Source organism: Duganella radicis (assembly GCF_009720825.1).
GTDB lineage: Bacteria > Pseudomonadota > Gammaproteobacteria > Burkholderiales > Burkholderiaceae_D > Rugamonas > Rugamonas radicis.
Genome location: NZ_WNKY01000012.1, coordinates 110,723 through 133,471, shown reverse-complemented (window position 1 = coordinate 133,471; position 22,749 = coordinate 110,723). Strand labels below are relative to the sequence as shown.

Here is a 22,749-nt window from a genome sequence, read left to right as displayed (position 1 = left end):
CACTTTGCGTATATTCATTTCCGCAGCATACTACGGCGCCGGCGTACAGTCCACGCAAGGGCAATCGTGTGCCGGCTCGTGCTGCAAATGGTGCGCCAGGTCGCGCAAGGCGGTGCGCACGCCTTCCTCCACCACCGGATGGTAGAACGGCATGTCCAGCATGGCGTCCACCGTCAGGCCGGCCTGCACCGCCCACGACAGCAGATGGCCGATGTTTTCCGCGCGCGGGCCGATCATCTCGGCGCCGAGGAAGCGGCCGGTCTGGTATTCGGCATAGACGCGCAGCAGGCCTTTGTTTTGCAGCATCACGCGGCTGCGTCCCTGGTTGTGGAACGAGACCTTGCCGACCGCGAAGCGGCCCGCATGCGAGACGCACAGCTCGCTGTAGCTGCTGCCCATGGTGGCGATCTGCGGCTCGGTGAAGGTGATGGCCAGCGGCGTGCGGCGCAGACCGGGCTGGACGTCCGGATAGCGCGCGGCGTTGTCGCCGGCGATGCGGCCATGGTCGGCCGCTTCCGGCAGCTGCGGGCGTTCGTCGTTGGCGTCGCCGGCGATGAAGATGGCGGACGTGCCGCACTGCATGGTGCGCTTGTCGTACAGCGGAATGCCGTGGTGGTCGCGTTGCAGGCCGGTGTTTTCCAGCCCCAGCTGATGCACATTCGGCCGTCGGCCAATGGCCGACAGCAGATAGCTGAAATGCTCGGTGTGCTGGTCGCCGTTGGTGTCTTCGCTGGTGACGGCCAGGCCGTCGCCCCGCGGCTCGACCTTGACCACGCGCGTTTTGAAGCGCACGTCCAGTTCATCGGTCATGGCGCTGCGGGCCACGTCCAGCACTTCGGGATCGCTCAGCTGCGCCACGCTGCCGCCGCGGCCGAAGATGGTCACACGCACGCCGAGGCGGTGCAGCGCCTGCCCCAGCTCCAGCCCGATCACGCCAGTGCCGGCCACCGCCACCGATTCCGGCAGGTCGTCCCAGTAAAACACCTCGTCGCTGGTGATCACGCGCGGACCGGCGGCACGCCACTCGTCCGGCACGATGGGCGTGGAGCCGGTGGCGATGACGAAGCGTTCCGCCTCCACCAGCGTGTGGTCGTCGACTTGCAACTGGGTCGGGCTGAGGAAGTGGGCATGGCCGTGCAGCTTGTCCTCGGCCGGGTAGCCCTCCACGCTTTCGACCACGAAGCCGACAAAACGGTCGCGCTCGCTGCGCACGCGCGCCATCACCGCCTTGCCGTCGATGCGCACCGCGCCCGCATGCACGCCGAAGCCGGACGCCGCGTGCAGCATGTGCGCCGCGTCGGCGGCGGAAATGAGAAGCTTGCTCGGCATGCAGCCCACGCGCGCGCAGGTGGTGCCGTAGACATTGCCCTCGATGAGCAGGGTTTGCCTGCCGCCGGCCTTGGCGGCGCGATAGCCGGTCATGCCGGCGGTGCCTGCGCCGATGACGGCGACTTCGGTGCGTAGAGTTTTCATGGTCAACAAGTCTACTCCGAACTGCCAATTACGTTTTACTTTGCAATAAAACGGTATTAGTATGACTTATTGTTTTCAAAATTTATAAGCTCAACTTATGGACAATCTGGATTACCGGGCGCTGGCGGTACTGGATGCGGTAGTCAGCCAGGGCAGTTTCGAGAAGGCGGCTTTGGCGCTGGGCATCAGCCAGTCCGCCGTCTCCCAGCGCATCAAGGCGCTGGAGGATGCGGCCGGCCGCCTGTTGATCGTGCGCGGCCAGCCGGCGGTGCCGACTGGATTGGGCCAGCGGCTGGTGTCGCATCACCGCAATGTGAAGCTGATGGAGGCCGCGCTCGATATCGATCTGGGCAACCAGGTCAGCATGCCGGAGATTTCGCTGGCGGTGGACGCGGCCAGCCTGGCGACGTGGTTTCCATTGAGCTTGCAACCGCTGCTGTCGCCGCCGCGCTGCCAGTTGCATGTGCAGCAGGCGGACACCGCGATGGCCTTGCATCTGGTGCGCGAGGGCAGCGTGTTCGGCTGCGTGGCGGCCGGATCGGCCGAGGGCCAGGCCAACGGCCCGCAAGTCACGCCGCTGGGCCGGATGCGCTACGTGTGCGTGGCCACCAAGGCGTTCGCGGGACATTGGTTTGGCGATGGCTTCTCGATCGAGGCGGCGCGGCTGGCGCCGGCCGTGGTCAGCGACCGTGACATGATGGCCGGCTTCCTGCATGCGGTGCTGGATCTGCGCGGGGCCTATCCGCATCACACGCTGCCGCTGTCGGCGGCCACCAGCGAATGCGTGTTCGGCGGCCTGGCGTATGGCCTGATGCCGTGGCGGCAAGTGGCGGCGGCGCTGGACGAGGAGCGGCTGGTCGACCTGGCGCCCGGCCATTTCGTCGACGTCGCGCTGAACTGGCATGCGTGGAATCTCGACACGCCATTCACGCGCGCGCTGAGCGAGCAGATCGTCGCCACCGCGCGCCGCTACCTGTTGCCTGCTTAAATATCGAGCGGATCGACTTCCAGCGACCACTTCACGCGGCTCTTCATCTCGCACAGCGCCTGCATCCACTCCTTGAGGAAGGCTTGCAGCGCCGGCCGCGAGGATGACTCCACCAGCAGCTGCGCGCGGTCGACGTTATGCACACGCGTCATGGTCATCGGAATCGGATCGTTGATGGTAATGCCCGGATGTTCGACGCAATCCTTGGCCAGGTTGAGGAATTCAATCGCCATCGCCAACTCGCGCGCTTCGGCGCGAAGCAAAGCCTGGAACAGATAGGGCGGTAAAGCGGCCTGCTCGCGCTCCTCCAGCAAGGCCGAGGCAAAGTGATCGTAATCGTGATGCACCACCGCGCCGTACAGCGGATGCTGCGGATAGCGCGTCTGAATCAGCACCTCGCTCGGAATACCCGCCCGTCCGGCGCGGCCGGCCACCTGCATCAGCTGCGCGAACAGACGCTCGCTGGCGCGGTAGTCCTGCGAGAACAGCGCCGTATCGGGATTGAGGATGCCCACCAGCGTCAACTTCTTGAAGTCGTGGCCCTTGGCGACCATCTGCGTGCCGATCAGGATATCCACCTCGCCCCGGTGCACGGTGTCGAAGGCCTCCTGCGCGCTGCCCTTCTTGCGGGTGGAGTCGGCGTCGATGCGCAGCACCCGCGCCTCCGGGAACAGCGCCTGCAAGCCTTCCTCCACGCGCTGGGTGCCGCGTCCCAGCGGTTGCAAGTCGACGTTGCCGCAGGTCGGGCAATGGCGCGGAATGCGCATCTCCAGGCTGCAATGGTGGCAGCGCAGCCGGTGCTCCGGACGATGCAAGACCATGAACGAGGTGCAGCGCGTGCATTCGCTGATCCAGCCGCAGGACTCGCAGCAAATCACCGGCGCATAACCGCGGCGGTTGAGGAACAACAGCGACTGCTCGCCGCGTTGCATGCGCTGTTTGATGGCCGCGATCAGCTGCGAGGTGAGGCCGTCCTGCGGCTTGTCGCGCTCCATGTCGATCAGCTTCACGGTCGGCAGCACGGCGTTCCGCACCGCGCGCTCGCGCAGCGGCAGCAGGCGATAGCGGCCCGACTGCGCGTGATGCCAGCTTTCCAGCGACGGCGTGGCGGAGCCCAGCACGATCGGAATCTGCAGCTGCCACGCGCGCCACACGGCCAAGTCGCGCGCCGAATAGCGCAAACCTTCCTGCTGCTTGTACGACGGATCGTGCTCCTCGTCGATGACGATCAACTTCAAATGCGGCAGCGAGGACAGGATGGCCAGCCGCGTGCCCAGCACGATGCGCGCCTTGCCCTCGTGCGCGGCCAGCCAGTGCAGCATGCGCTCGCCCTCGGACAGGCTGCTGTGCAAGGTGGCCAGCATCACGCCGGGGAAGCGCGCGCGGATATTGCCTTCCAGTTGGGGCGTGAGATTAATCTCGGGCACCAGGATCAGGATCTGACCATCCGGCTCGCGCGCCAGCACCTGGGCGCAGGCTTGCAGATAGACCTCGGTCTTGCCGCTGCCGGTCACGCCGTACAGCAAGGACGGCTTGAAGCCCTGCGCCCCGCCGATGGCGTCGGCCGCCGCCTGCTGCTGAGCGTTCAGGACCGGCATATTGGCCGGTGTGGGATCATGCGGCAGGTCCAGCTTGGCCAGCTTCTTGATGGCGCGGTCCAGCGCCACCGTGGTCAGCACGCGCAGATTCTTGGGCAGGCCCGGCAGCGCCACTTCGCCCAGCGGGCGCTGATAGTAGTCGGCGGCAAAGCCGGCCAGCGCCAGCCATTTGGCCGACAGCGGCGACAGCTGGCTGCGCACGGCCAGCGCATCTTTCAACTTATCCACCGGCACATCGGTCTCATCGGAAACACCGACGATCAGGCCGACCACCTCGCGCCGCGCGAAAGATACCAGCGCCAGCTGGCCGATTTGCGGGCGCTGATCGTCCTCGCATTGCCAGCGGTAATCAAAAACCGCATTCAGCGGCGTATCGATCGCGATTTGAAGGATGCAAGGGCGTGGATTATTCATGCTGCACCTTGCGAAATCCCGATGCTGTATGTATCCACAGTTTCTGTGGATAACTTTGTGGACAATGGAAACTTAATGCCCGGAAAGCATCGACATGCATGTGGATATCATCGGAAACCGGGCAAAAAATCAAAATTTTTTCTCTTTAAAATCAGTTACTTGAAAAATGCTTCCTAGGGGAGCCAAAAACGCCATCGCTCGCCTCCGGCTGTGCATAAGTGAAGTATTTAGGATATTTTTTTTGCCGAAATCAAGCACTTTTTGGGGTTTATCCACCATATTGCGCAGCACAAAAGCACCAAATTTTATACTTACGCTCAGACCAAGCTTTGTGCTTTGATAACTAGCTTGGCAAGCCTGCTATTTTTGCCTAAAAATCGTGCAACGCAACATGAATCTAAGGCGAAACAGCAATATTATGGCTAAGTCACGGTTTACTAAGTCATTTTATTTTTTATCCACAGTTTTTGTGGATAACTTTGTGGAAAATGAAGAAATAAACTACATGAAGCTTCGTCAGCGGGTTTACAGCTTGCCAAATGTTACACTATGAGTCACGAAATTTATCGTTATAAATCAGTTACTTGCGAAAGGCTCCCGGGCTAGCCAAAAGCAGCTGCCTATTATTTCCGCAGCAAAAAAATTTGTGCATAAGTCGCCATGACTAGTCCGTTCGCACCAATGAAAAAGGGCACGCCCCGACCAGAACGTGCCCCAATCAAAGCTGATGTCTCTTACGACGCGCGCTGCGCCTTGCTGTAGCTGTGAACGGCTTCCACCATCGCCGCCACGTTCTCCGGCGGCGTGAACTGCGAAATGCCGTGGCCAAGGTTGAACACGTGGCCATCGCCCTTGCCGAAGGCATCCAGCACCTTGTGGACTTCGGCGGCGATCTGCTCCGGGCTGGCGAACAGGATGGCCGGGTCCAGATTGCCTTGCAGGGCCACTTTATGGCCCACCAACTGGCGCGACTTGGCCAGATTGGCGGTCCAGTCCAGGCCCAGCGCATCGGCGCCGATGTCGGCGATCTGCTCGATCCAGTGGCCGCCGCCCTTGGTGAACACAATGGCCGGGATCTTCACGCCGTCTTTCTCGCGCTTGAGCAGGGACACCACCTGCTGCATGTATTTCAGCGAAAACTCCTGGTAAGCGCCATCGGCCAGCGCGCCGCCCCACGAGTCGAAGATCATCACCGCCTGGGCGCCGGCGTCGATCTGGGCGTTCAGGTAATCGGCCACCGATTTGGCGTTGACGTCGAGGATGCGGTGCATCAGGTCCGGGCGGTTGTACAGCATCTTCTTAATGGTGTGAAACTCGCGCGAGCCTTCGCCTTCCACCATGTAGCAGGCCAGGGTCCACGGGCTGCCCGAGAAACCGATCAGCGGCACACGGCCATTCAGCTCGGTGCGGATCTGGGTGACGGCGTTGAAGACATAGTCCAGCGAGCCGGGTTCCGGCGCGCGCAGAGCCAGCACATCGGCCTCGGTTTTGAGCGGACGCTCGAACTTCGGGCCTTCGCCTTCGACGAAGTGCAGGCCCAGGCCCATGGCGTCCGGCACCGTCAGAATGTCGGAGAACAGGATGGCGGCGTCCAGCGGGAAGCGGTCCAGCGGCTGGATGGTGACTTCGGTGGCGTAGTCCGGATTGGTGGCCAGGCCCATGAAAGAGCCGGCCTTGGCGCGGGTGGCGCGGTATTCCGGCAAATATCGCCCCGCCTGGCGCATCAGCCACACTGGGGTGTAGTCGGTAGGCTGGCGCAGCAACGCGCGCAGGAAGGTATCGTTCTTGAGCGGAGCAAATTGTGGCATGGAAGGCAATATAAGACGTTCAAAGGAGCTATTATCGCATCCCGCGCGGTTTTAAATCGTCTATTGGAAAACTTGCTTCAGCGATTGCGCCGTCGCCAGCGCATCGCTCCAGGCCTCCAGTTGCTCCAGACTGGCCTTGGCCAGCTTCTTCCGGACAGTTTGCGGCAGCGGCCCGAAACGCTGCTCAAGCAGCCGCGCCAACAGCGCCACAGCCCCCTCCTTACGGCCCTGCTCGATACCTTGCTCGATACCTCGCCCGATACCTTGTTCCAGGCCTTCCTGCCGACCACGCTCCCGCCCTATCCTGATGCCATCGTTGACGAGCATTTGCTCAAATGCGTTGTACAGTTTTTTCATTCCGCTCTCCGTTTGCAATCTACCTACGGCCTGTCTGTAGCGGTGTTCATAAGACTCAGGCAAGGCCATCATCCAATTAATCACACTGAATAAAACGATTATGCGCTTGCCGCTCCAGCGGTGCCGGAACAGTAGCTTGGTCAAGTGCAGCTTGGCCGCGTAAAGTTTGCCCGCATCATGATGAGCCTGCTGTGTACGCGAATGCGCCAGCGAAACCCAGGCAATTGGGTTGTGCGAGGCTTCCAGTGCATCCGCATTGGCTGCGTAATCAAGCAGCTTGGCCATACCAAAGGAGAACTCTGCCACCGTATCCCCCATTTGCTCGTGGAAGCGGCCCGGCCGCCAGTTGGGATGCTCGTCCGCCAGCAGCGCAAAACTGGCCACCGGCAATCCATATTCCTCGCCAATGCGGTAGTGGTAGTCGCGCATGCGGCGTGGCAAAGTGGCGTCGCGCTGCGACTGGATCTCGATGTGGATCAGCATCCTCTTGCCATCGTGCAGAGACACTTCGGCAAGCTTGTCGACCAACATCACATCCGGCTTGGCGCCGAAGCTGAGCCGCGCTAACTCCTTGTCCCGGAAACGGGGTCGCTGCCGCCAGTCGATGCGCGCGCTGAAATCGGGAAAGTAGAATTCCATGAAGGAGCGGAAGGCATGCGATAGCGCGGCTTTCCAGGGTAAATCGTAACGGGCGGATGGGGCGGCATTCGGCATCCGCCCAGTCTGCAACCAGCTGGTGCCGCGCCATATGACAAAATGCAAGGAGAAGCTTTTTTTTTCGCTGGCCTTTCTCTATCATGCCTAGTGGACTGTAACGCTCGAATCGGTAGTGCCTGCCGTGCCAGCAACGCGCATGGCGGCGTTGCAAATGCTCGCGATAGCCCGCTATCGCTGCGCTTTGCGCCTTGCCCTGCGCGCCGCTGGCGCGTCCTTCACTACCGATTCTTCCGTTACAGTCCACTAGCACCGCGTAAAAGACCCTTTCTGGAGCCGCCTCATGACCTCTCAAATATCCGCCGTCGCGCCGTTTGGCGCCTGGCCCTCGACCATCAGCGCCGCGCGCGTGGCGGCCGGGGCGACGCCGCTGTCTTCGCTGATGCTGGGCGGGGCCGATGGCAGCGATATTTTCTGGCTGGCCGGCCGCGCGGCCGAGGCGGGGCGCAATACGCTGTTGCGCTATCACGGCGTGACCACGCAGGAGTTGACGCCGGCGCCTTTCAATGTGCGCTCGCGCGTGCATGAGTATGGCGGCGGTGCGTTTGCGGTCGATGGCGAGACGGTGTATTTCACGCATTTCAAAGACAATTGCGTTTATAGCATGATCGCCGGCGAGCCGCCGGTGCAGGTGACGCAGGCCGGCAAGCAGCGGTTTGCCGATTTCGCCGTGGACCGCGCCCGCAATCGCCTGCTCGCCGTGCGCGAGCTGCATGGCGATGACGAACACGCGCAGCCGGGCAACACGATCTGCGCGATCAGCAGAGGAGCGTCGGGCGAAGGCTCGGCCGGCGATGCGGCGGGCGCTGAGACGGTGCTGGTACAGGGCGCGGACTTTTATTCCTCGCCGCGCGTGTCGCCGGATGGCCGTTCGCTGGCCTGGCTGAGCTGGGATCACCCACGCATGCCATGGCAGGGCACCACGCTCTGGCTGGCCGACTTCAACGACGACGGCACGCTCGCCGCACCAAAACGCATCGCCGGCGGCGCCGAGGAATCCATCTGCCAACCCGAATGGTCGCCCGACAATCTGCTGCACTTCGTCTCCGACCGCAGCGGCTGGTGGAATCTGTACCGACTGTGCCGCGATCGCCAGCGCACCGAAGGCCTGTGCCCTATGGAGGCCGAATTCGCCACCCCGCACTGGACCTTCGGCAACAGCATGTACGGCTTCCGCTCGGCCAGCGAAATCATCTGCACCTACATCGACAAGGGCGTCAGCCGCCTGGCGCGCCTGCTGCCGGCCAGCGGCAAGCTGGAATGCATCGCCAACCCCTACGAGGAAATCCGCGAACTGCGCGTCTCCAACGGCTATATCGCCATGCTGGCCGGCGGCCCGGCCATCCCGATGGAACTGGCCCGCATCGACTTCACCGAAGAAGGCGTGGAGATCCTCGCGCAATCGATTGAAGACCTGCCGGAGGAAGCCAACCTGTCCATCCCGGACAGCATCAGCTACACCAGCAACGGCCGCACCGCCCACGCTTTCTACTATCCGCCGCGCAACAAGGATGTGCAAGCACCGGAGGGCAGCAAGCCACCGGTGATCGTCATCGGCCACGGCGGCCCGACCGGCATGACGGTCAATACGCTCAATCTGAAAACCCAGTACTGGACCAGCCGCGGCTTCGGTGTGCTCGATGTGAACTACGGCGGCAGCACTGGCTTTGGCCGCGCCTACCGCGACCTGCTCAAAGGCCAGTGGGGCATCGTCGATGTGGAGGACTGCGTCAACGGCGCCAAGGCGCTGGTGGAGCGTGGCCTGGCCGATGCCGATCGCCTGATCATCCGCGGCAGCAGCGCCGGCGGCCTTACCACCCTGTGCGCCCTGACCTTCCACGATGTGTTCAAGGCTGGCGCCAGCTACTACGGCGTTTCCGACCTGAAGGGCCTGGACCAGGACTCGCACAAATTCGAATCGCACTACAACGAATACCTGATCGCGCCCAAAGCGCAGGCGGACGCGGTCTACGCCCAGCGCTCGCCAATCAACCACACCGACAAGCTGTCGCGCCCCATGATTTTCTTCCAGGGCCTGGACGACAAGGTGGTGCCGCCGCAGCAATCGGAAATGATGGTCGCCGCGTTGAAGAAGCGCGGCATTCCGGTCGAATACGTCGAGCTGGAAGGCGAAGGCCATGGCTTCCGCAAAGCCGAAAACATCATCCGCACGCTGGAAGCGGAGCTGGACTTCTATCAACGCATCTTTAGCCTCAACCACGCATGACCGATCCCAAGCTGCTCGCTGAATTCGACGCGCTGCCCTACAACGAAAAAGCGATCCTGGCGCTGCTCGCGCTGGTCGGCGAGCCTATGGGCCGCACCGCCATCCTCGATCACCTGCACCACGCGCGCATCGAATACAACGACGACGGCCAGCAGTACACGGTGGCGACGCTGGACGACGCTATCTCCAAACTGGAACGTCTGGCCTTCATCAGCGTGGTGACGGGACGCGGATTTGTCTGTAACGCCAAGTTGCGCTGGCCGGCGATCCGCTCCGCCATCGGCACCCACGCGATGGAAGACCTGTGCGCCGCCTACGCCGAACTGGTGCCGATGCGGCAGACCTGGAACAGCATGGAGCCGCGCAGCTACCGCGCCGGCATGGCGCGCCTGCGCATGGGGCTTTTGCGCGGCCACGGTCCGCAGCAGATCCAGCAAGTGCTGGCGTTCTGCCTTGGCAGCTACGAGGCGGCGCAGCTGCATCCTATCGTCGATATCTTTGGCCGCCCGTTCGAACCGGGCATGATCGCGCTGGTCAGCCCTTTGCTGCAAGACGATGTGCTGGCGGTGCTGATGCACCATTCGCAGCAGGAGCCGCAAACCGCGCCGGTGCTGCGTGAATACTGCGAGATGCACATGCAGCGCCGTCATGGCGACATCAACGCCGAGCTGCGCATGGCGATGGCGGAAGACGCGCTGCTGTGCGGCCGCCTCGATGACGCCAAGCGTTATCTGGAGCGCACCGCCGGCGCGCAAAGCCAGTACCTCGCCAGCATTGTGGTGCTGCTGCGCGGGGCCGGCAGCGCCGCCATCACCGGCTTTGACGTGGCGCTGAAAACACTGCGCCGCGACACCGGCAAACGCAAGCAGCTATTCACCGGCATGGGCGGCAATCTGTATCTGCTGTCGGCGCTGCGCAGCGGCGATCCGCGCCATTTGAAAGCGGCCGAGGCCTATCTCGACATCGCGGTCAAGCTGCCGAAGAATCACGACAGTTCGGTGCACCAGATGATTGACTTGCTGCGCCAGATCCGCGCCGGCGTGATGCAGGTCGATACCGTGTCCGCGCTGCCGTGGGAGCCGGGCCTGCAAACGCAGATGTTCCAGTTCCTGCTGTACTTCTGGCTCTCGCTGCCGCAGCTGCAAGAGCGCAAGGAGCAGTTGCAGGATCTGGTGAAAAACGCCGAACGCGCCGGTTATCTGTTCATTGCCGGCCAGGCCGCCGCGCTGCTGGGCCAGATGGGCGACAACGAGATGCAGATCCACGCGCAAGCCCTACGCTCGCGCCTCGGCTTCCCCGATATGACGACCTGGTTCGAGCGGCAGGAAGGCTGGCAGCGCCAGCTCACCGCGCTGATCAACCTTCAGCAGCCGGCGACCGCCGAAACAGCAGGCAGCACGCGGCTCGCGTGGTTGCTGACTTACGATAACCGCCACGGCCTGACCGACATCTCGCCGGTCGAGCAGAAGCGCGATGCGCGCGGGTTGTGGAGCAAGGGCCGCGCGGTCGGTCTGAAGCGCTTGCGCTTTGAAGCGGAGCAGTTCAGCTTCCTCACACCGCAGGACATCCGCGCGGCGGAAGCCATCACCGTGGCGCATCGCGGCTATCAGTCCACCGGCCTGACTTACGAGATCGATCCGCAGCGCGCGGCGCCGGCGCTGGTCGGCCATCCGCTGCTGTTCTGGTCCGATCTGCCGGACATGCGCGTGGAGATGCTGGCCGGTGAGCCGGAACTGCTGGTCAAGCGCAGTCCCGGCAACCTGGAACTGCGCCTGCAACCGCCCATTCCTGACGATAACGCCTCGGTGGTCATCACCAAGGAAACGCCGACGCGCCTGCGCGTGGTGAGCATCCTGGAAGAACACCGCAAGATCGCCGCCATCGTCGGCGATGCGCTCAATGTGCCGGCGCACGCGGAGCAGCAAGTACTGTCGGCCATCAGCGCCATTTCGTCGATGGTGACGGTGCAGTCGGACCTCGGCGGCGCCGCCCCGGACATGGAGCAGATGGAAGCCGATATGCGCCTGCATCTGCACCTGTTGCCTTACCAGCACGGCCTGAAGATGCAGATCCTGGTGCGCCCGCTGGTCAACGGCGCCTACTACAAACCGGGCGACGGCGCCGACAGCGTGATCGCCGACATCGGCGGCAAGCCGGTGCAGGCGCGCCGCAAACTGATCGACGAACGCGATGCGGAGCGCGATCTGATCGACCAATGCCCGGTGCTGGAATCGGCCGAGCAGGATCATGGCGAATGGCTGCTGGGGCAACCGGCCCTGTGTCTGCAACTGCTGGTGGAATTGCAGGCGCTGGACCCGGCCAGCATCGTCATCGCCTGGCCGGAGGGCGAGAGCTTCCGCGTGACGAACAAGGTGGAAACCAAGCAGCTGCGCCTCGCCATCAAGAGCAACAAGGACTGGTTCGCCGCCAGCGGTGAATTGCAGGTCGACGAAGGCAAGATCATCGACCTGCGTACGCTGCTGGAGATGATGGAAAAGAGCAATGGCCGTTTCGTCGAACTGGGCGAGAACCGCTACATGGCGTTGACCGAGGAACTGTACCGCCGCTTGCAGGAGGTGCAAGCCTACGGCGAAATCACCGCCGACGGCGTGCGCGTGCATCCGCTGGCGTCGTTCGCGCTGGAGGAACTGGCCGACGACGTCGGCGGCCTCAAATCCGACAAGCTGTGGAAAGCACATCTGGCACGCATGCAGGAGCAGGAAGCCTTCACGCCGGAACTGCCAAGCACCCTGCAAGCGGAGCTGCGCGATTATCAGCTGGAAGGCTACAACTGGCTGTCGCGCCTTGCGCATTGGGGCGTGGGCGCCTGCCTGGCCGACGATATGGGCCTCGGCAAAACGCTGCAAGCGCTGGCGTTGATCCTGTCGCGCGCGCCGAAAGGCCCGACACTGGTGGTCGCGCCAACCTCGGTCTGCATGAACTGGATGAGCGAAGCGGCGCGTTTTGCGCCGACGCTGAACATGCAGCTGTTCGGCCCCGGCGACCGCGCCGAAGTGCTGAACAATCTGCACGCCTATGATGTGGTGGTGACCAGCTACGGCCTGCTGCAACTGGAGTCCGCGCTGTTCGCCAGGGTCCAGTGGAATACCATCGTGCTGGATGAAGCGCAGGCCATCAAGAACGCCGCCACCAAGCGCTCGGCGGCGGTGATGGCCTTGAAGGGCGAGTTCCGCATCGCCGTCACCGGCACGCCGCTGGAGAATCATTTGGGCGAATTGTGGAACCTGTTCCGCTTCATCAATCCGGGCCTGCTGGGCAGCATCGAGCAATTCAACCTGCGCTTCGCCGCGCCGATCGAAAAGCCGCAGGACCACCGCGCCGAACTGGGCGCGCGCAAGCGCCTGCGGCGCTTGATCCAGCCTTTCATCCTGCGCCGCACCAAGTCGCAGGTGCTGACCGAGCTGCCGTCGCGCACCGAGATCACGCTGGAAGTCGACCTGTCGGCCGACGAAACGGCGCTGTACGAATCGCTGCGCCGCGCCGCGCTGGAGAATCTGGAAAAGGTGGAAGGACCGGCCGAGAAGAAATCGATCCAGATCCTGGCCGAGATCATGAAGCTGCGCCGCGCCTGCTGCAATCCGAACCTGATCGCGCCGGAGCTCAAGCTGGCCAGCAGCAAACTGTCGGCCTTCGCCCACTTGCTGGAGAACCTGCTGGACAACAAGCACAAGGTGCTGGTGTTCAGTCAGTTCGTCGACCATCTGGCGCTGATCCGCGCGCATCTGGATGAGCAGGGCGTGAGCTACCAGTACCTCGACGGCGCCACTTCCATGGCCGACCGCAAGAAGCGCGTGGACGCGTTCCAGGCCGGCGAGGGCGATGTGTTCCTGATCTCGCTGAAAGCCGGCGGCGTCGGCATCAACCTCACCGCCGCCGATTACGTGATCCACATGGACCCGTGGTGGAATCCGGCGGTGGAAGACCAGGCCTCGGACCGCGCCCACCGCATGGGCCAGCAGCGGCCGGTGACCATCTATCGTCTGGTGGCGCGCCACACCATCGAGGAGGGCATCGTCGACCTGCACCAGCACAAGCGCGACCTGGCCGACAGTCTGCTGGAGGGCAGCGACGTCAGCGGCCGCATGTCGTCGGCTGAAATGTTAGCGATGCTGCAAGAGGGCTTGAAAAAATAAAAGCAGAATGATTCGGCTTGTATCGAACGCTCTCAAGCGAGCAGATTAGTGATAATCTCCTCCGCTTCTGATACAAGGCTGCATATGATGATTAAGACAAAACTCGCACTGGCTGCGCTGATGGCGGCTTTGGCCGCCGCACCAGCCAGCGCCGCAACGCACCACCACAAAGCTTCGCCCACCAAGAAGAGCAGCGGCAAGGCCAGCTCCGGCAAAGCCAAGAGCAGCAAATCCTCCAAAAGCACTGGCAAGAGCAAAGCGTCCGGCAAGACCAAGGCCGTCGCCGCCGCGGCCGCCGTCCCGGCGCTGAAAGTGGCGTCCGAACGCTGGCAAGACCGCCAGTTCGACAACCTCGGCAACCAGTTCCTGAACGCGCTGTGGCGCATCGATTCGGAAAGCGCGATCTACGCCGGCAAGTACGACACCGCCGCCACCCTGACCGTGTTCGACAAGGCCGAGCAAGACAAGGAGCTGGCCTTCATCGACGACTGGAAGGCCAAGTTCACCGCCGTCAACGCCAGCAAGCTGTCGGCCAGGCAGCGCACCGACCTGGGCCTGCTGATCAACAAGCTCGATAGCGACCGCTTCCGCCTGACCACGCTGCGCGAATGGGAATGGAATCCGGCCAGCTACAACGTCGCCGGCCCGATCGACCTGATTCTGAACACCGAGTATGCGGCGCAGCCGCAGCGCCTGCGCACGCTGCTCAAGCGCATCGCCAGCATCCCGGCGTACTACGATGCGGCGCGCGCCAACATCGTCAATCCAACGCGCGAACACACGCGCCTGGCGATCAAGCAGGCGCCCGGCGTGCAGACCCTGCTGACCGAAGTGGACAAGGTGGCGCAAGCGTCCATCCTGACGCCGGTGGAGAAGCAGCTGTTCACCCAGCGCGTGAACGCGGCGCTGACGGCGGTGGATGGCTACGTGGCTTTCCTGACCGAGATGGACAAGCAGATGGACACCAGGGGCCGTCGTACCTTCCGTCTCGGCAAAGAGCTATATGAGCAGAAGTTCGCCTTCGATATCCAGTCGGCCAGCACCGCCGAGCAGACTTACCAGAAGGCGCTGGCCACGCGCGAGGAATTGCTGGCCAATATGGACAAGCTGTCCGACGAGCTGTGGGACAAGACCATGGGCGCCACCGCCAGGCCGAGCGACCGTTTCGCCAAGATCGGCATGGTGATCGACAAGCTGTCCGAACGCCATGTGGCGCGCGAGGATTTCGTCAGCGAGATCAAGCGCCAGATTCCGGTGTTGCAGGAGTGGGTGGTCAGCCACAACCTGTTGACGCTGGACCCGAACAAGCCGCTGGAAGTGCGCGCGACGCCGGCCTATGCCGCCGGTGTGGCGGGCGCCAGCATCGATGCGCCGGGGCCGTATCGTCCGCAGGACCGCACTTTCTACAACGTGACGCCGCTGGATGGCGCCACAGCCGAAGCCGCCGAGAGCAGCCTGCGCGAGTACAACCACTGGATCTTGCAGATCCTGAATATCCACGAGGCGATTCCCGGCCACTACGCGCAGCTGGTGTACGCCAACCGTTCGCCGTCCATCGTGAAGTCGATCTTCGGCAATGGCGCGATGGTGGAAGGCTGGGCGGTGTACGGCGAGCGCATGATGCTGGAGTCCGGCTATGGCGACAACGCGCCGGAGATGTGGCTGATGTATTCCAAGTGGAATCTGCGCAGCGTGACCAACACCATTCTCGATTACAGCGTGCACGTGCTGGGCATGACGGAAGAGCAGGCCATCGATCTGCTGACGCGCCAGGCCTTCCAGACACGCAGCGAAGCGGTGGAGAAGTGGCACCGCGTGCAGGTGTCGTCGGTACAGCTGACCAGCTATTTCAGCGGCTACAGCGAGATCATGGAACTGCGCGAGCAGCGCAAGCAGCAGCTGGGCGCGAAGTTCAACCTGAAGGAATTCCACGAGCAATTCCTCAGCTACGGCAGCGCGCCGGTGCGCGTGATCAAGGGCCTGATGACGCAATAACCCTGCGCTCGCTCAAACCGATGGGCATGTGATTCGATACGATGGAGAACGGCTGTAGTTCAGTCGTTTTCTGATAATCTCACATTGAGGAGGTATCATAATCATGGCCATCTTCGATACACTCAGCTACGTTAAGAAACTAACTGATGCGGGCGTGCCGTACGAGCATGCTGTTGCCCAAGCCCGGACCTTACATGAAGTGCTATCCCAAGCGTTAGTAGCGCCGGATGATGTGCTGATTCCCAAGACAGACTATATTGCCCGCTTAGAAAGCATCAAGCGCGACCTCGACATGCTGAGGCTCAAAGTGGAGGCGCTTCAGCAGGATCTAATCACTCCGGCGTAGGACCTAGCCCGTCAGGCTTTTTCTTCCGGGGCGGTGGAGATGCGGACGAACAGCGGCGCGACCAGCAGGCCCAGTTCGAACAGCAGGCACATCGGAATCGCCAGCGAGAACATCGACACGGCATCCGGCGGCGTGACAATCGCGGCGATCACGAAGGCGCCCACAATCGCGTAAGGACGAATCTCTTTCAGCTTGGCCACGCTCACCAGCCCCATGCGCACCAGGATCACCACCACCACCGGCACCTCAAAGGTCGCGCCAAACGCCAGGCACATCGACATCACGAAATCCAGATAGTTCTCGATGTCCGGCGTCACCGCAATCGAGGTCGGCGAGAATTCGGCAATGAACTGGAACACCCGGCCAAACACCAGGAAATAGCAGAACGCCACGCCGGCCATGAACAGCACCGACGAGGAAATCACCAGCGGTGCAATCAGGCGCTTCTCATGCGCGTACAAACCCGGCGCCACGAAGGCCCACAGCTGATACAGCACCCACGGCAAGGACAGGATAATCGCGATCACCAGGGTGACCTTCATCGGCACCAGAAACGGCGATATCACGCCGGTGGCAATCATCTTCGACCCTTCCGGCAGCGAACGGATCATCGGCTCGGCAATGATGTCGTAGATATGCGAAGGCCCCGGCCAGATCATCAGGCCGATACACACCAGCGCAATCCCGATCGATGCCTTGACCAGGCGGTCGCGCAGTTCGATCAGGTGAGAGATAAAGGTCTCTTCGCCCGGATTAGGTGTCGTCATTTAAAAGAAAGAGCTATTGGTAGGGCCGCGAGGACGGAAGCGGGCCACCCGCGCCGCGCCCGAGGTTACGTGCAGCTTGCCGCCATGGCGCTGCTTGTACCAGTTGGGAATGGCCGAGTTGCGCACCAACTTCTTGCGGCGGAACTCGCGCGCCTTGCGCGACAAATCTTCGGTGGTGACATGGCCGAACGAGACCGGCTCATACGACGGCGTGCCATCGTACGTGCTTTCGCTGAAGGCGTTTTCGACCTCGGACATGTTTTGCGCGATCGAATTTTCCACATCCGCCTTGATGTTCTGGGCAGCGTCCTGCACTTCCTTCTTCAGGTTGCGCAGTTCCTCCAGTTCGATTTCACGCGTGACTTCGGACTTCACTTCGTTCAGGTAACGCTGGGCGCGGCCGTACAGCGTCCCGGCCATGCGCGCCACCTTGGGCAACTTTTCAGGACCGATGACGACCAGCGCAACCACGCCGATGACAGCAAGTTTGGTAAGACCGAGATCGATCATAAGAAAAGGCTACTTACTTCTTCTCTTTCGTGTCGACGTCGATGGTGCCCGGTGCCGGAGCGGCCGGCTTGTCTTCGTCCGCGCCCTTCACGCCATCCTTGAAGCCCTTGACGGCCTTGCCGATGTCCGAACCCATGTTGCCCAGCTTCTTGGTGCCGAAGACCAGCATGACGATCACCAGTACGATCAGCCAGTGCCAAATACTAAAAGAACCCATCATATTCCCCTAAATTCGTTGATTCCAGGACTGCTGCCACAGTATAAGCGAAGCGCAGTGCCTGCGGTAAATGTAGTGATCCGGCGGCCGATTAACGCTGGCCGCGCCACGGATGCGCGCCGCCGATCACGTGCAGGTGTAAATGGTACACCTCCTGACCGCCATCCGGCCCACTGTTAATCAGCGTCTTGTAGCCGCGCTGCGGCGCGCCGCCGGCATCGTACCCTACCGCACAGCCGGCTTCCTCTGCCAGACGGGGGGCCAGCGCCAGCATCTTGCCCAGCAGTTCAGGCTCGGCGGCGGCGTCCTGCAAGGTCGAGAAATGTTTTTTTGGAATCACCAACAGGTGCACCGGGGCATGCGGGTTGATATCCTTGAACGCCAGCAGCTCGTCATCTTCGTACACCGTGGTCGAAGGGATTTTCTTTTCGGCTATTTTGCAAAAGATGCAGTTTTCCACGAAAGGCTCCGTTTATTCTTTGCGGGATGCTTTTTCCTCGATGCCGGACACGCCCTCGCGGCGCGCCAGTTCATCGAGCACCTGCTGCGGCTTGAGGTCGAACTGGGCCAGCAACACCATGGTATGGAACCACAAGTCGGCCACTTCGTACAGCACCTTGCCGCTGTCGCCGCCGGCGCGCGCGTCCTTGGCGGCCATCACAGTTTCGGTGGCCTCCTCGCCGATCTTTTTCAGGATGGCGTCGTCGCCCTTGGTGAACAGCTTGGAAGTGTAGGAGGTGGCGGGATCGCCGCCATTGGCCGGCTTGCGCGATTCGATCACGTCCGCCAGGCGGTCAAGAATGGTGCTCATTTGCCTGCCTTGTAAATATCGCTCGGGTCTTTCAGTACCGGCTCGGTGTTTTGCCAGTCGCCTTCCTGGGCGTCGCCCTCGAACTTCTGGAAGAAGCAGGAGTGGCGGCCGGTGTGGCAGGCGATGCCGCCGGCCTGCTCGATTTTCAGCAGGATCACGTCTTCATCGCAGTCGAGCCGCACCTCCAGCACTTTCTGCACGTGGCCGGACTCTTCGCCCTTGTGCCACAGCTTCTTGCGCGAACGGCTCCAATAGACCGCTTCGCCCAGCTCCACCGTCTTGGCCAAGGCCTCGCGGTTCATCCAGGCGAACATCAGCACGTCGTTGCTGCCGGCTTCCTGGGCGATCACCGGCACCAGGCCGTGCTCGTCCCACTTTACTTTTTTCAGCCAGGCTGCTTTTGGCTGGACAGGTGCATTCATCGCGCTGCTCCATCCAGGCGCATCGGAATGCCTTGCTGCGCCATGAAGCGCTTGGCTTCCTGCACCGTGTGCTGGCCATAGTGGAAGATGCTGGCCGCCAGCACCGCGTCGGCCTTGCCCAGCTTGACGCCGTCGGCCAGGTCTTGCAGGCCGCCCACGCCGCCGGAAGCGATCACCGGGATGCCGATCGCGTCGGACACGCCGCGCGTCAGGCCCAGGTCGAAGCCGGACTTGGTGCCATCCTTGTCCATGCTGGTCAGCAGGATTTCGCCGGCGCCCAGCTGTTCCATCTTTTTGGCCCATTCGATGGCGTCGATGCCGGTGGCCTTGCGGCCGCCGTGGGTGAACACTTCCCATTTGCCGGGCGAGGTCTGCTTGGCGTCGATCGCCACCACGATGCACTGCGAACCGTGCTTCTGCGAGGCTTCGTACACCAGTTGCGGATTCGATACCGCCGACGAGTTCATGCTGACCTTGTCGGCGCCGGCGTTCAGCAGGCGGCGCACATCGGCCACCTCGCGCACGCCGCCGCCCACGGTCAGCGGAATGAAGACTTGCGAAGCCACCGCTTCGATGATGTCGAGGATCAGGCCGCGGTTGTCGCTGGTGGCGGTGATGTCGAGAAAGGTCAGCTCATCGGCGCCCTGCTCATCGTAGCGGCGCGCGATTTCCACCGGGTCGCCGGCATCGCGCAGCTCGGTGAAGTTGACGCCTTTGACGACGCGGCCATCGGTCACGTCGAGGCAAGGGATGATGCGTTTAGCCAGCATGATTATTCGTCTTCTTCCTCGATCAGGTCGCCGCTCAGCACGTCCGCGCGCTCCTGCGCCGACGCCAGATCGATGGTGCCTTCGTAGATCGAACGGCCGCAAATCACGCCTTCGATGCCTTCATCCTGCACCGCGCACAGGGCTTCCACGTCACTGATGTTGTGCAGGCCGCCGGAGGCGATCACCGGAATCTTCACGGCTTGCGCCAGCTTGACGGTGGCTTCGATGTTGACGCCGCCCATCATGCCGTCACGGCCGATGTCGGTGTAGATGATGGATTCCACGCCGTAGGCTTCGAACTTCTTGGCCAGGTCGATCACCTCGTGGCCGGACATCTTGCTCCAGCCGTCGGTGGCGACCTTGCCGTCCTTGGCGTCCAGGCCGACGATGATGTGGCCCGGGAAGGCGCCACAGGCATCGTGCAGGAAGCCCGGCTCTTTCACGGCGGCGGTGCCGATGATGACGTAGGTGATGCCGGCGTCCAGGTAGCGCTCGATGGTGTCGAGGTCGCGGATGCCGCCGCCCAGTTGCACCGGGATCTCTTCGAGGTCGTTTTCTTCCGCGAAATCCTGCACCGCTTTCAGGATGGACTTGATGGCGGCCTCGTTCTTCGGCTTGCCGGCGAAGGCGCCGTTCAGGTCAACCAGGTGCAGGCGGCGCGCGCCTTGCTTCAGCCAATGCAGGGCCATCTCGGCCGGATCTTCGGAGAATACGGTGGCGAGTTCCATATCGCCTTGTTTCAGGCGAACGCAGTGACCGTCTTTGAGGTCGATGGCAGGAATGAGCAGCATGATGGTTTCAGATAAATTAGAAAATAGAAATCAAGGGTTCCAGTGAACAAAGTTCTTGTACAGCTGTAGGCCGGTGGCGGCGCTTTTCTCCGGGTGGAACTGGGTCGCGAAAATATTATCACGGGCCACGGCGCAGCTGAACGGCGCACCGTAGACAGTTTGCCCAACGGTGTGCGCGGCCTGCTCCGGCTGGGCAAAATAGCTGTGCACGAAATAGAAATACGCGTTGTCCGGAATATCCTGCCACATCGGATGAGACGCCGTTTGCCGCACTTGGTTCCACCCCATTTGCGGTACCTTGAAGCGCGAACCGTCTTCCTGCACCTGGCCGTCCAGCTGGAAGCGCACCACCTTGCCGGGCAGCAGGCCCAGGCCGGCGGCATTGCCTTCCTCGCTGACATCAAACAACATTTGCTCGCCGATGCACACTCCCATTAGCGGGACCTGTTTCGACGCCGCCAGCAGGGCTTCCTGGACGCCGGATTCGCGCAGGCTGCGCATGCAGTCCGGCATGGCGCCCTGGCCGGGCAGCACGATGCGGTCGGCGCTTGCGATATCGGCCACTTCGCCGGAAATCAGCACATTGGCTTCCGGCGCCACGGCGCGCAGGGCTTGCGCAACCGAACGCAGATTACCCATGCCGTAATCAACTACTACGATTTTTTTCATGATGGATGGCTTACAGGGTGCCCTTGGTCGACGGGATGGTGCCGGCGGCGCGCGGGTCCAGCTCGGACGCCATGCGCAGCGCGCGGCCGAAGGCCTTGAACACGGTTTCGCACTGGTGGTGGGCGTTGGTGCCGCGCAGGTTGTCGATGTGCAGCGTCACCAGCGCGTGGTTGACGAAGCCGCGGAAGAATTCCAGCGTCAGGTCGACGTCAAAGGTGCCGATCATGGCGCGCGTGAACGGGATGTGGTACTCGATGCCCGGGCGACCGGAGAAGTCCAGCACGACGCGCGACAGCGCCTCGTCCAGCGGAACGTAGGAGTGGCCATAGCGCACAATGCCCTTGCGGTCGCCGATGGCCTTGGCCACCGCCATGCCCAGCGTGATGCCGACGTCTTCCACCGTGTGGTGGTTGTCGATATGGATATCGCCGGTGGCTTCGACTTCCAGGTCGAACAGGCCGTGGCGGGCGATCTGGTCCAGCATGTGATCGAGGAAGGGCACGCCGGTGTTCAGTTTCTGTTTGCCGGTGCCGTCCAGGTTGATCGAGACACGGACTTGCGTCTCGTTGGTGTTGCGGATGATTTCTGCGGTGCGGTTCATGAAAAGCTCGCGATGGTGTCAGGCTGCCTGCGATGCAGCGAAGGCATCGAGGAAGGTGGAATTTTCTTCCGGGGTGCTAACGGTAATACGTAAACAATTGGCCAGCACACTGTGCATTTTACTCACATTTTTAATTAATACCTTGTGAGACAGCAGTTTTGCGTTGATGGCGTCGGAATCGGGCACGCGAATCAAGATAAAATTCGCCGCCGACGGAAATACCTCCACGCCCGGCATGGCGGCCAATGCAGCCGTCAGATCGGCGCGTGCGGCGCGCAACGCGGCCGCCTGCTGGTTCAGCACCTCCAGGTGGTCGAGCGCGAATTCGGCCGCAACCTGGGTCAATACGTTGATGTTGTAAGGAGGCCGCACTTTGTCGAATTCCGCCAGCAATTGCGGCGCCGCCGACATGTAGCCGAGGCGGATGCCGGCCAGGCCCAGCTTGGACACGGTGCGCATCACCACCAGATTGTTAAATTCCGGCAGGCGGTGCATCAAGGTTTGCTGGGCGAAGGGCTCGTAGGCCTCGTCCACCACGGCCAGCCCGAAACCGTCCAGCGCCTCGATGATGGCGATGATGTCGTCTTCGGCGAACAGGTTGCCGGTCGGGTTGTTGGGGTAGGACAGGAACACCAGCGCCGGCTTGTGTTTTGCGATGGTGGCCAGCATGGCCGGCAGGTCGAGCGTCATGTCGGCTTTCAGCGGCACGCCGATATAGTCCATGCCGGCGAATTGCGCCGAGCGCTGGTACATCACGAACGACGGCGTCGGCGCGACCACGGTGGCGCGGCGGTCCTGCATGGCGCAGGCCATGCACAGGATCGAGATCAGCTCATCCGAGCCATTGCCGAGAATGACGTCGTAACCGGCCGGCACCCCCAGCTTATCCCTGATGCGCTGCTTGATGCTGCTGTAGGCCGGCGCCGGATAGCGGTTGAGCGCCACGTCGGCCAGCCGATGCGCCAGGTCCTCGCGCAGATGATGCGGCAGGTGGTAAGGGTTCTCCATCGCATCCAGTTTGATAAAACCACTCGCGTCAGCGACGTGGTAGCTGGCTACAGCTTGTACGTCGGGGCGGATGGTGCTGTTGACCAGCGTGGCGATGGGGGACATCTTA

20 protein-coding genes are annotated in these 22,749 nt (G+C 62.3%); 5 read left to right on the top strand and 15 right to left on the bottom strand.

The window, feature by feature from the left end; genetic code table 11:
* Positions 1-30: 30 nt before the first annotated feature.
* Entirely contained in the window at positions 31-1,473 is a 1,443-nt protein-coding gene (locus GM676_RS13550; protein ID WP_155464130.1) for a dihydrolipoyl dehydrogenase, read from the bottom strand.
* A gap of 97 nt (positions 1,474-1,570) precedes the next feature.
* Between GM676_RS13550 and GM676_RS13545 the strand changes: the two genes are divergently transcribed.
* On the top strand, positions 1,571-2,461 hold the full coding sequence (locus tag GM676_RS13545) for an ArgP/LysG family DNA-binding transcriptional regulator (RefSeq protein ID WP_155464129.1): 891 nt from the start codon (positions 1,571-1,573) through the stop codon (positions 2,459-2,461).
* Here GM676_RS13545 and GM676_RS13540 read toward each other — a convergent pair.
* The 3 genes from GM676_RS13540 to GM676_RS13530 all read right to left on the bottom strand — a co-directional run bounded on the left by GM676_RS13540 (position 2,458) and on the right by GM676_RS13530 (position 7,352).
* Positions 2,458-4,473, bottom strand: a complete 2,016-nt coding sequence (locus tag GM676_RS13540) for a primosomal protein N' (protein ID WP_155464128.1) — start codon at positions 4,471-4,473, stop codon at positions 2,458-2,460. The two genes, GM676_RS13545 and GM676_RS13540, sit on opposite strands and share 4 nt — an antisense overlap.
* A gap of 734 nt (positions 4,474-5,207) precedes the next feature.
* On the bottom strand, positions 5,208-6,281 hold the full coding sequence (gene hemE, locus GM676_RS13535; RefSeq protein ID WP_155464127.1) for a uroporphyrinogen decarboxylase: 1,074 nt from the start codon (positions 6,279-6,281) through the stop codon (positions 5,208-5,210).
* Positions 6,282-6,341: 60 nt separating this feature from the next.
* On the bottom strand, positions 6,342-7,352 hold the full coding sequence (locus tag GM676_RS13530; RefSeq protein WP_155464126.1) for a DUF4351 domain-containing protein: 1,011 nt from the start codon (positions 7,350-7,352) through the stop codon (positions 6,342-6,344).
* Between the two features lie 283 nt (positions 7,353-7,635).
* On the opposite strand from GM676_RS13530, the gene GM676_RS13525 reads away from it, so the two are divergent.
* The 4 genes from GM676_RS13525 to GM676_RS13510 all read left to right on the top strand — a co-directional run bounded on the left by GM676_RS13525 (position 7,636) and on the right by GM676_RS13510 (position 16,074).
* Positions 7,636-9,579: a S9 family peptidase gene (locus tag GM676_RS13525; protein ID WP_155464125.1), complete on the top strand. Its 1,944-nt coding sequence runs from the start codon at positions 7,636-7,638 to the stop codon at positions 9,577-9,579.
* A complete protein-coding gene (locus GM676_RS13520) occupies positions 9,576-13,733 on the top strand; it encodes a DEAD/DEAH box helicase (protein ID WP_155464124.1) in 4,158 nt (1,385 codons plus the stop codon). Before GM676_RS13525 ends, GM676_RS13520 begins: the two co-directional genes overlap by 4 nt.
* A gap of 87 nt (positions 13,734-13,820) precedes the next feature.
* Positions 13,821-15,728 (top strand): DUF885 domain-containing protein, encoded by a 1,908-nt coding sequence (locus GM676_RS13515; protein ID WP_155464123.1) that lies wholly within the window; start codon positions 13,821-13,823, stop codon positions 15,726-15,728.
* A 103-nt stretch (positions 15,729-15,831) separates the two neighbouring features.
* Positions 15,832-16,074 (top strand): hypothetical protein, encoded by a 243-nt coding sequence (locus GM676_RS13510; RefSeq protein WP_155464122.1) that lies wholly within the window; start codon positions 15,832-15,834, stop codon positions 16,072-16,074.
* A gap of 11 nt (positions 16,075-16,085) precedes the next feature.
* On the opposite strand, the gene tatC is transcribed toward GM676_RS13510, so the two are convergent.
* The 11 genes from tatC to hisC form a co-directional block, all read right to left on the bottom strand.
* Positions 16,086-16,841, bottom strand: a complete 756-nt coding sequence (gene tatC / locus GM676_RS13505; protein WP_155464121.1) for a twin-arginine translocase subunit TatC — start codon at positions 16,839-16,841, stop codon at positions 16,086-16,088.
* Positions 16,842-17,351: a Sec-independent protein translocase protein TatB gene (gene tatB, locus GM676_RS13500; protein ID WP_155464120.1), complete on the bottom strand. Its 510-nt coding sequence runs from the start codon at positions 17,349-17,351 to the stop codon at positions 16,842-16,844. It abuts the gene before it with no gap.
* Positions 17,352-17,364: 13 nt separating this feature from the next.
* Positions 17,365-17,568 carry a Sec-independent protein translocase subunit TatA gene (tatA, locus tag GM676_RS13495; RefSeq protein WP_072783665.1) on the bottom strand — a complete coding sequence of 68 codons (204 nt, stop codon included), beginning with the start codon at positions 17,566-17,568 and terminating at the stop codon, positions 17,365-17,367.
* A gap of 91 nt (positions 17,569-17,659) precedes the next feature.
* Positions 17,660-18,028, bottom strand: a complete 369-nt coding sequence (locus GM676_RS13490; RefSeq protein ID WP_371866226.1) for a histidine triad nucleotide-binding protein — start codon at positions 18,026-18,028, stop codon at positions 17,660-17,662.
* Positions 18,029-18,040: 12 nt separating this feature from the next.
* Positions 18,041-18,379, bottom strand: a complete 339-nt coding sequence (locus GM676_RS13485) for a phosphoribosyl-ATP diphosphatase (protein ID WP_155464119.1) — start codon at positions 18,377-18,379, stop codon at positions 18,041-18,043.
* The gene (gene hisI / locus GM676_RS13480) at positions 18,376-18,801 is read right to left on the bottom strand and encodes a phosphoribosyl-AMP cyclohydrolase (RefSeq protein WP_155464118.1); all 426 of its coding nucleotides are present in this window, start codon (positions 18,799-18,801) and stop codon (positions 18,376-18,378) included. Before hisI ends, GM676_RS13485 begins: the two co-directional genes overlap by 4 nt.
* A complete protein-coding gene (gene hisF, locus GM676_RS13475; RefSeq protein WP_155464117.1) occupies positions 18,798-19,571 on the bottom strand; it encodes an imidazole glycerol phosphate synthase subunit HisF in 774 nt (257 codons plus the stop codon). The genes hisI and hisF overlap by 4 nt, the downstream gene beginning before the upstream one ends.
* A gap of 2 nt (positions 19,572-19,573) precedes the next feature.
* The gene (gene hisA / locus GM676_RS13470) at positions 19,574-20,362 is read right to left on the bottom strand and encodes a 1-(5-phosphoribosyl)-5-[(5-phosphoribosylamino)methylideneamino]imidazole-4-carboxamide isomerase (protein ID WP_155464116.1); all 789 of its coding nucleotides are present in this window, start codon (positions 20,360-20,362) and stop codon (positions 19,574-19,576) included.
* 30 nt (positions 20,363-20,392) lie between these two features.
* The gene (gene hisH / locus GM676_RS13465) at positions 20,393-21,031 is read right to left on the bottom strand and encodes an imidazole glycerol phosphate synthase subunit HisH (protein WP_155464115.1); all 639 of its coding nucleotides are present in this window, start codon (positions 21,029-21,031) and stop codon (positions 20,393-20,395) included.
* 10 nt (positions 21,032-21,041) lie between these two features.
* Positions 21,042-21,632 carry an imidazoleglycerol-phosphate dehydratase HisB gene (gene hisB, locus GM676_RS13460; protein ID WP_092280997.1) on the bottom strand — a complete coding sequence of 197 codons (591 nt, stop codon included), beginning with the start codon at positions 21,630-21,632 and terminating at the stop codon, positions 21,042-21,044.
* 18 nt (positions 21,633-21,650) lie between these two features.
* Positions 21,651-22,745, bottom strand: a complete 1,095-nt coding sequence (gene hisC, locus GM676_RS13455) for a histidinol-phosphate transaminase (RefSeq protein WP_155464114.1) — start codon at positions 22,743-22,745, stop codon at positions 21,651-21,653.
* Positions 22,746-22,749: the final 4 nt, after the last annotated feature.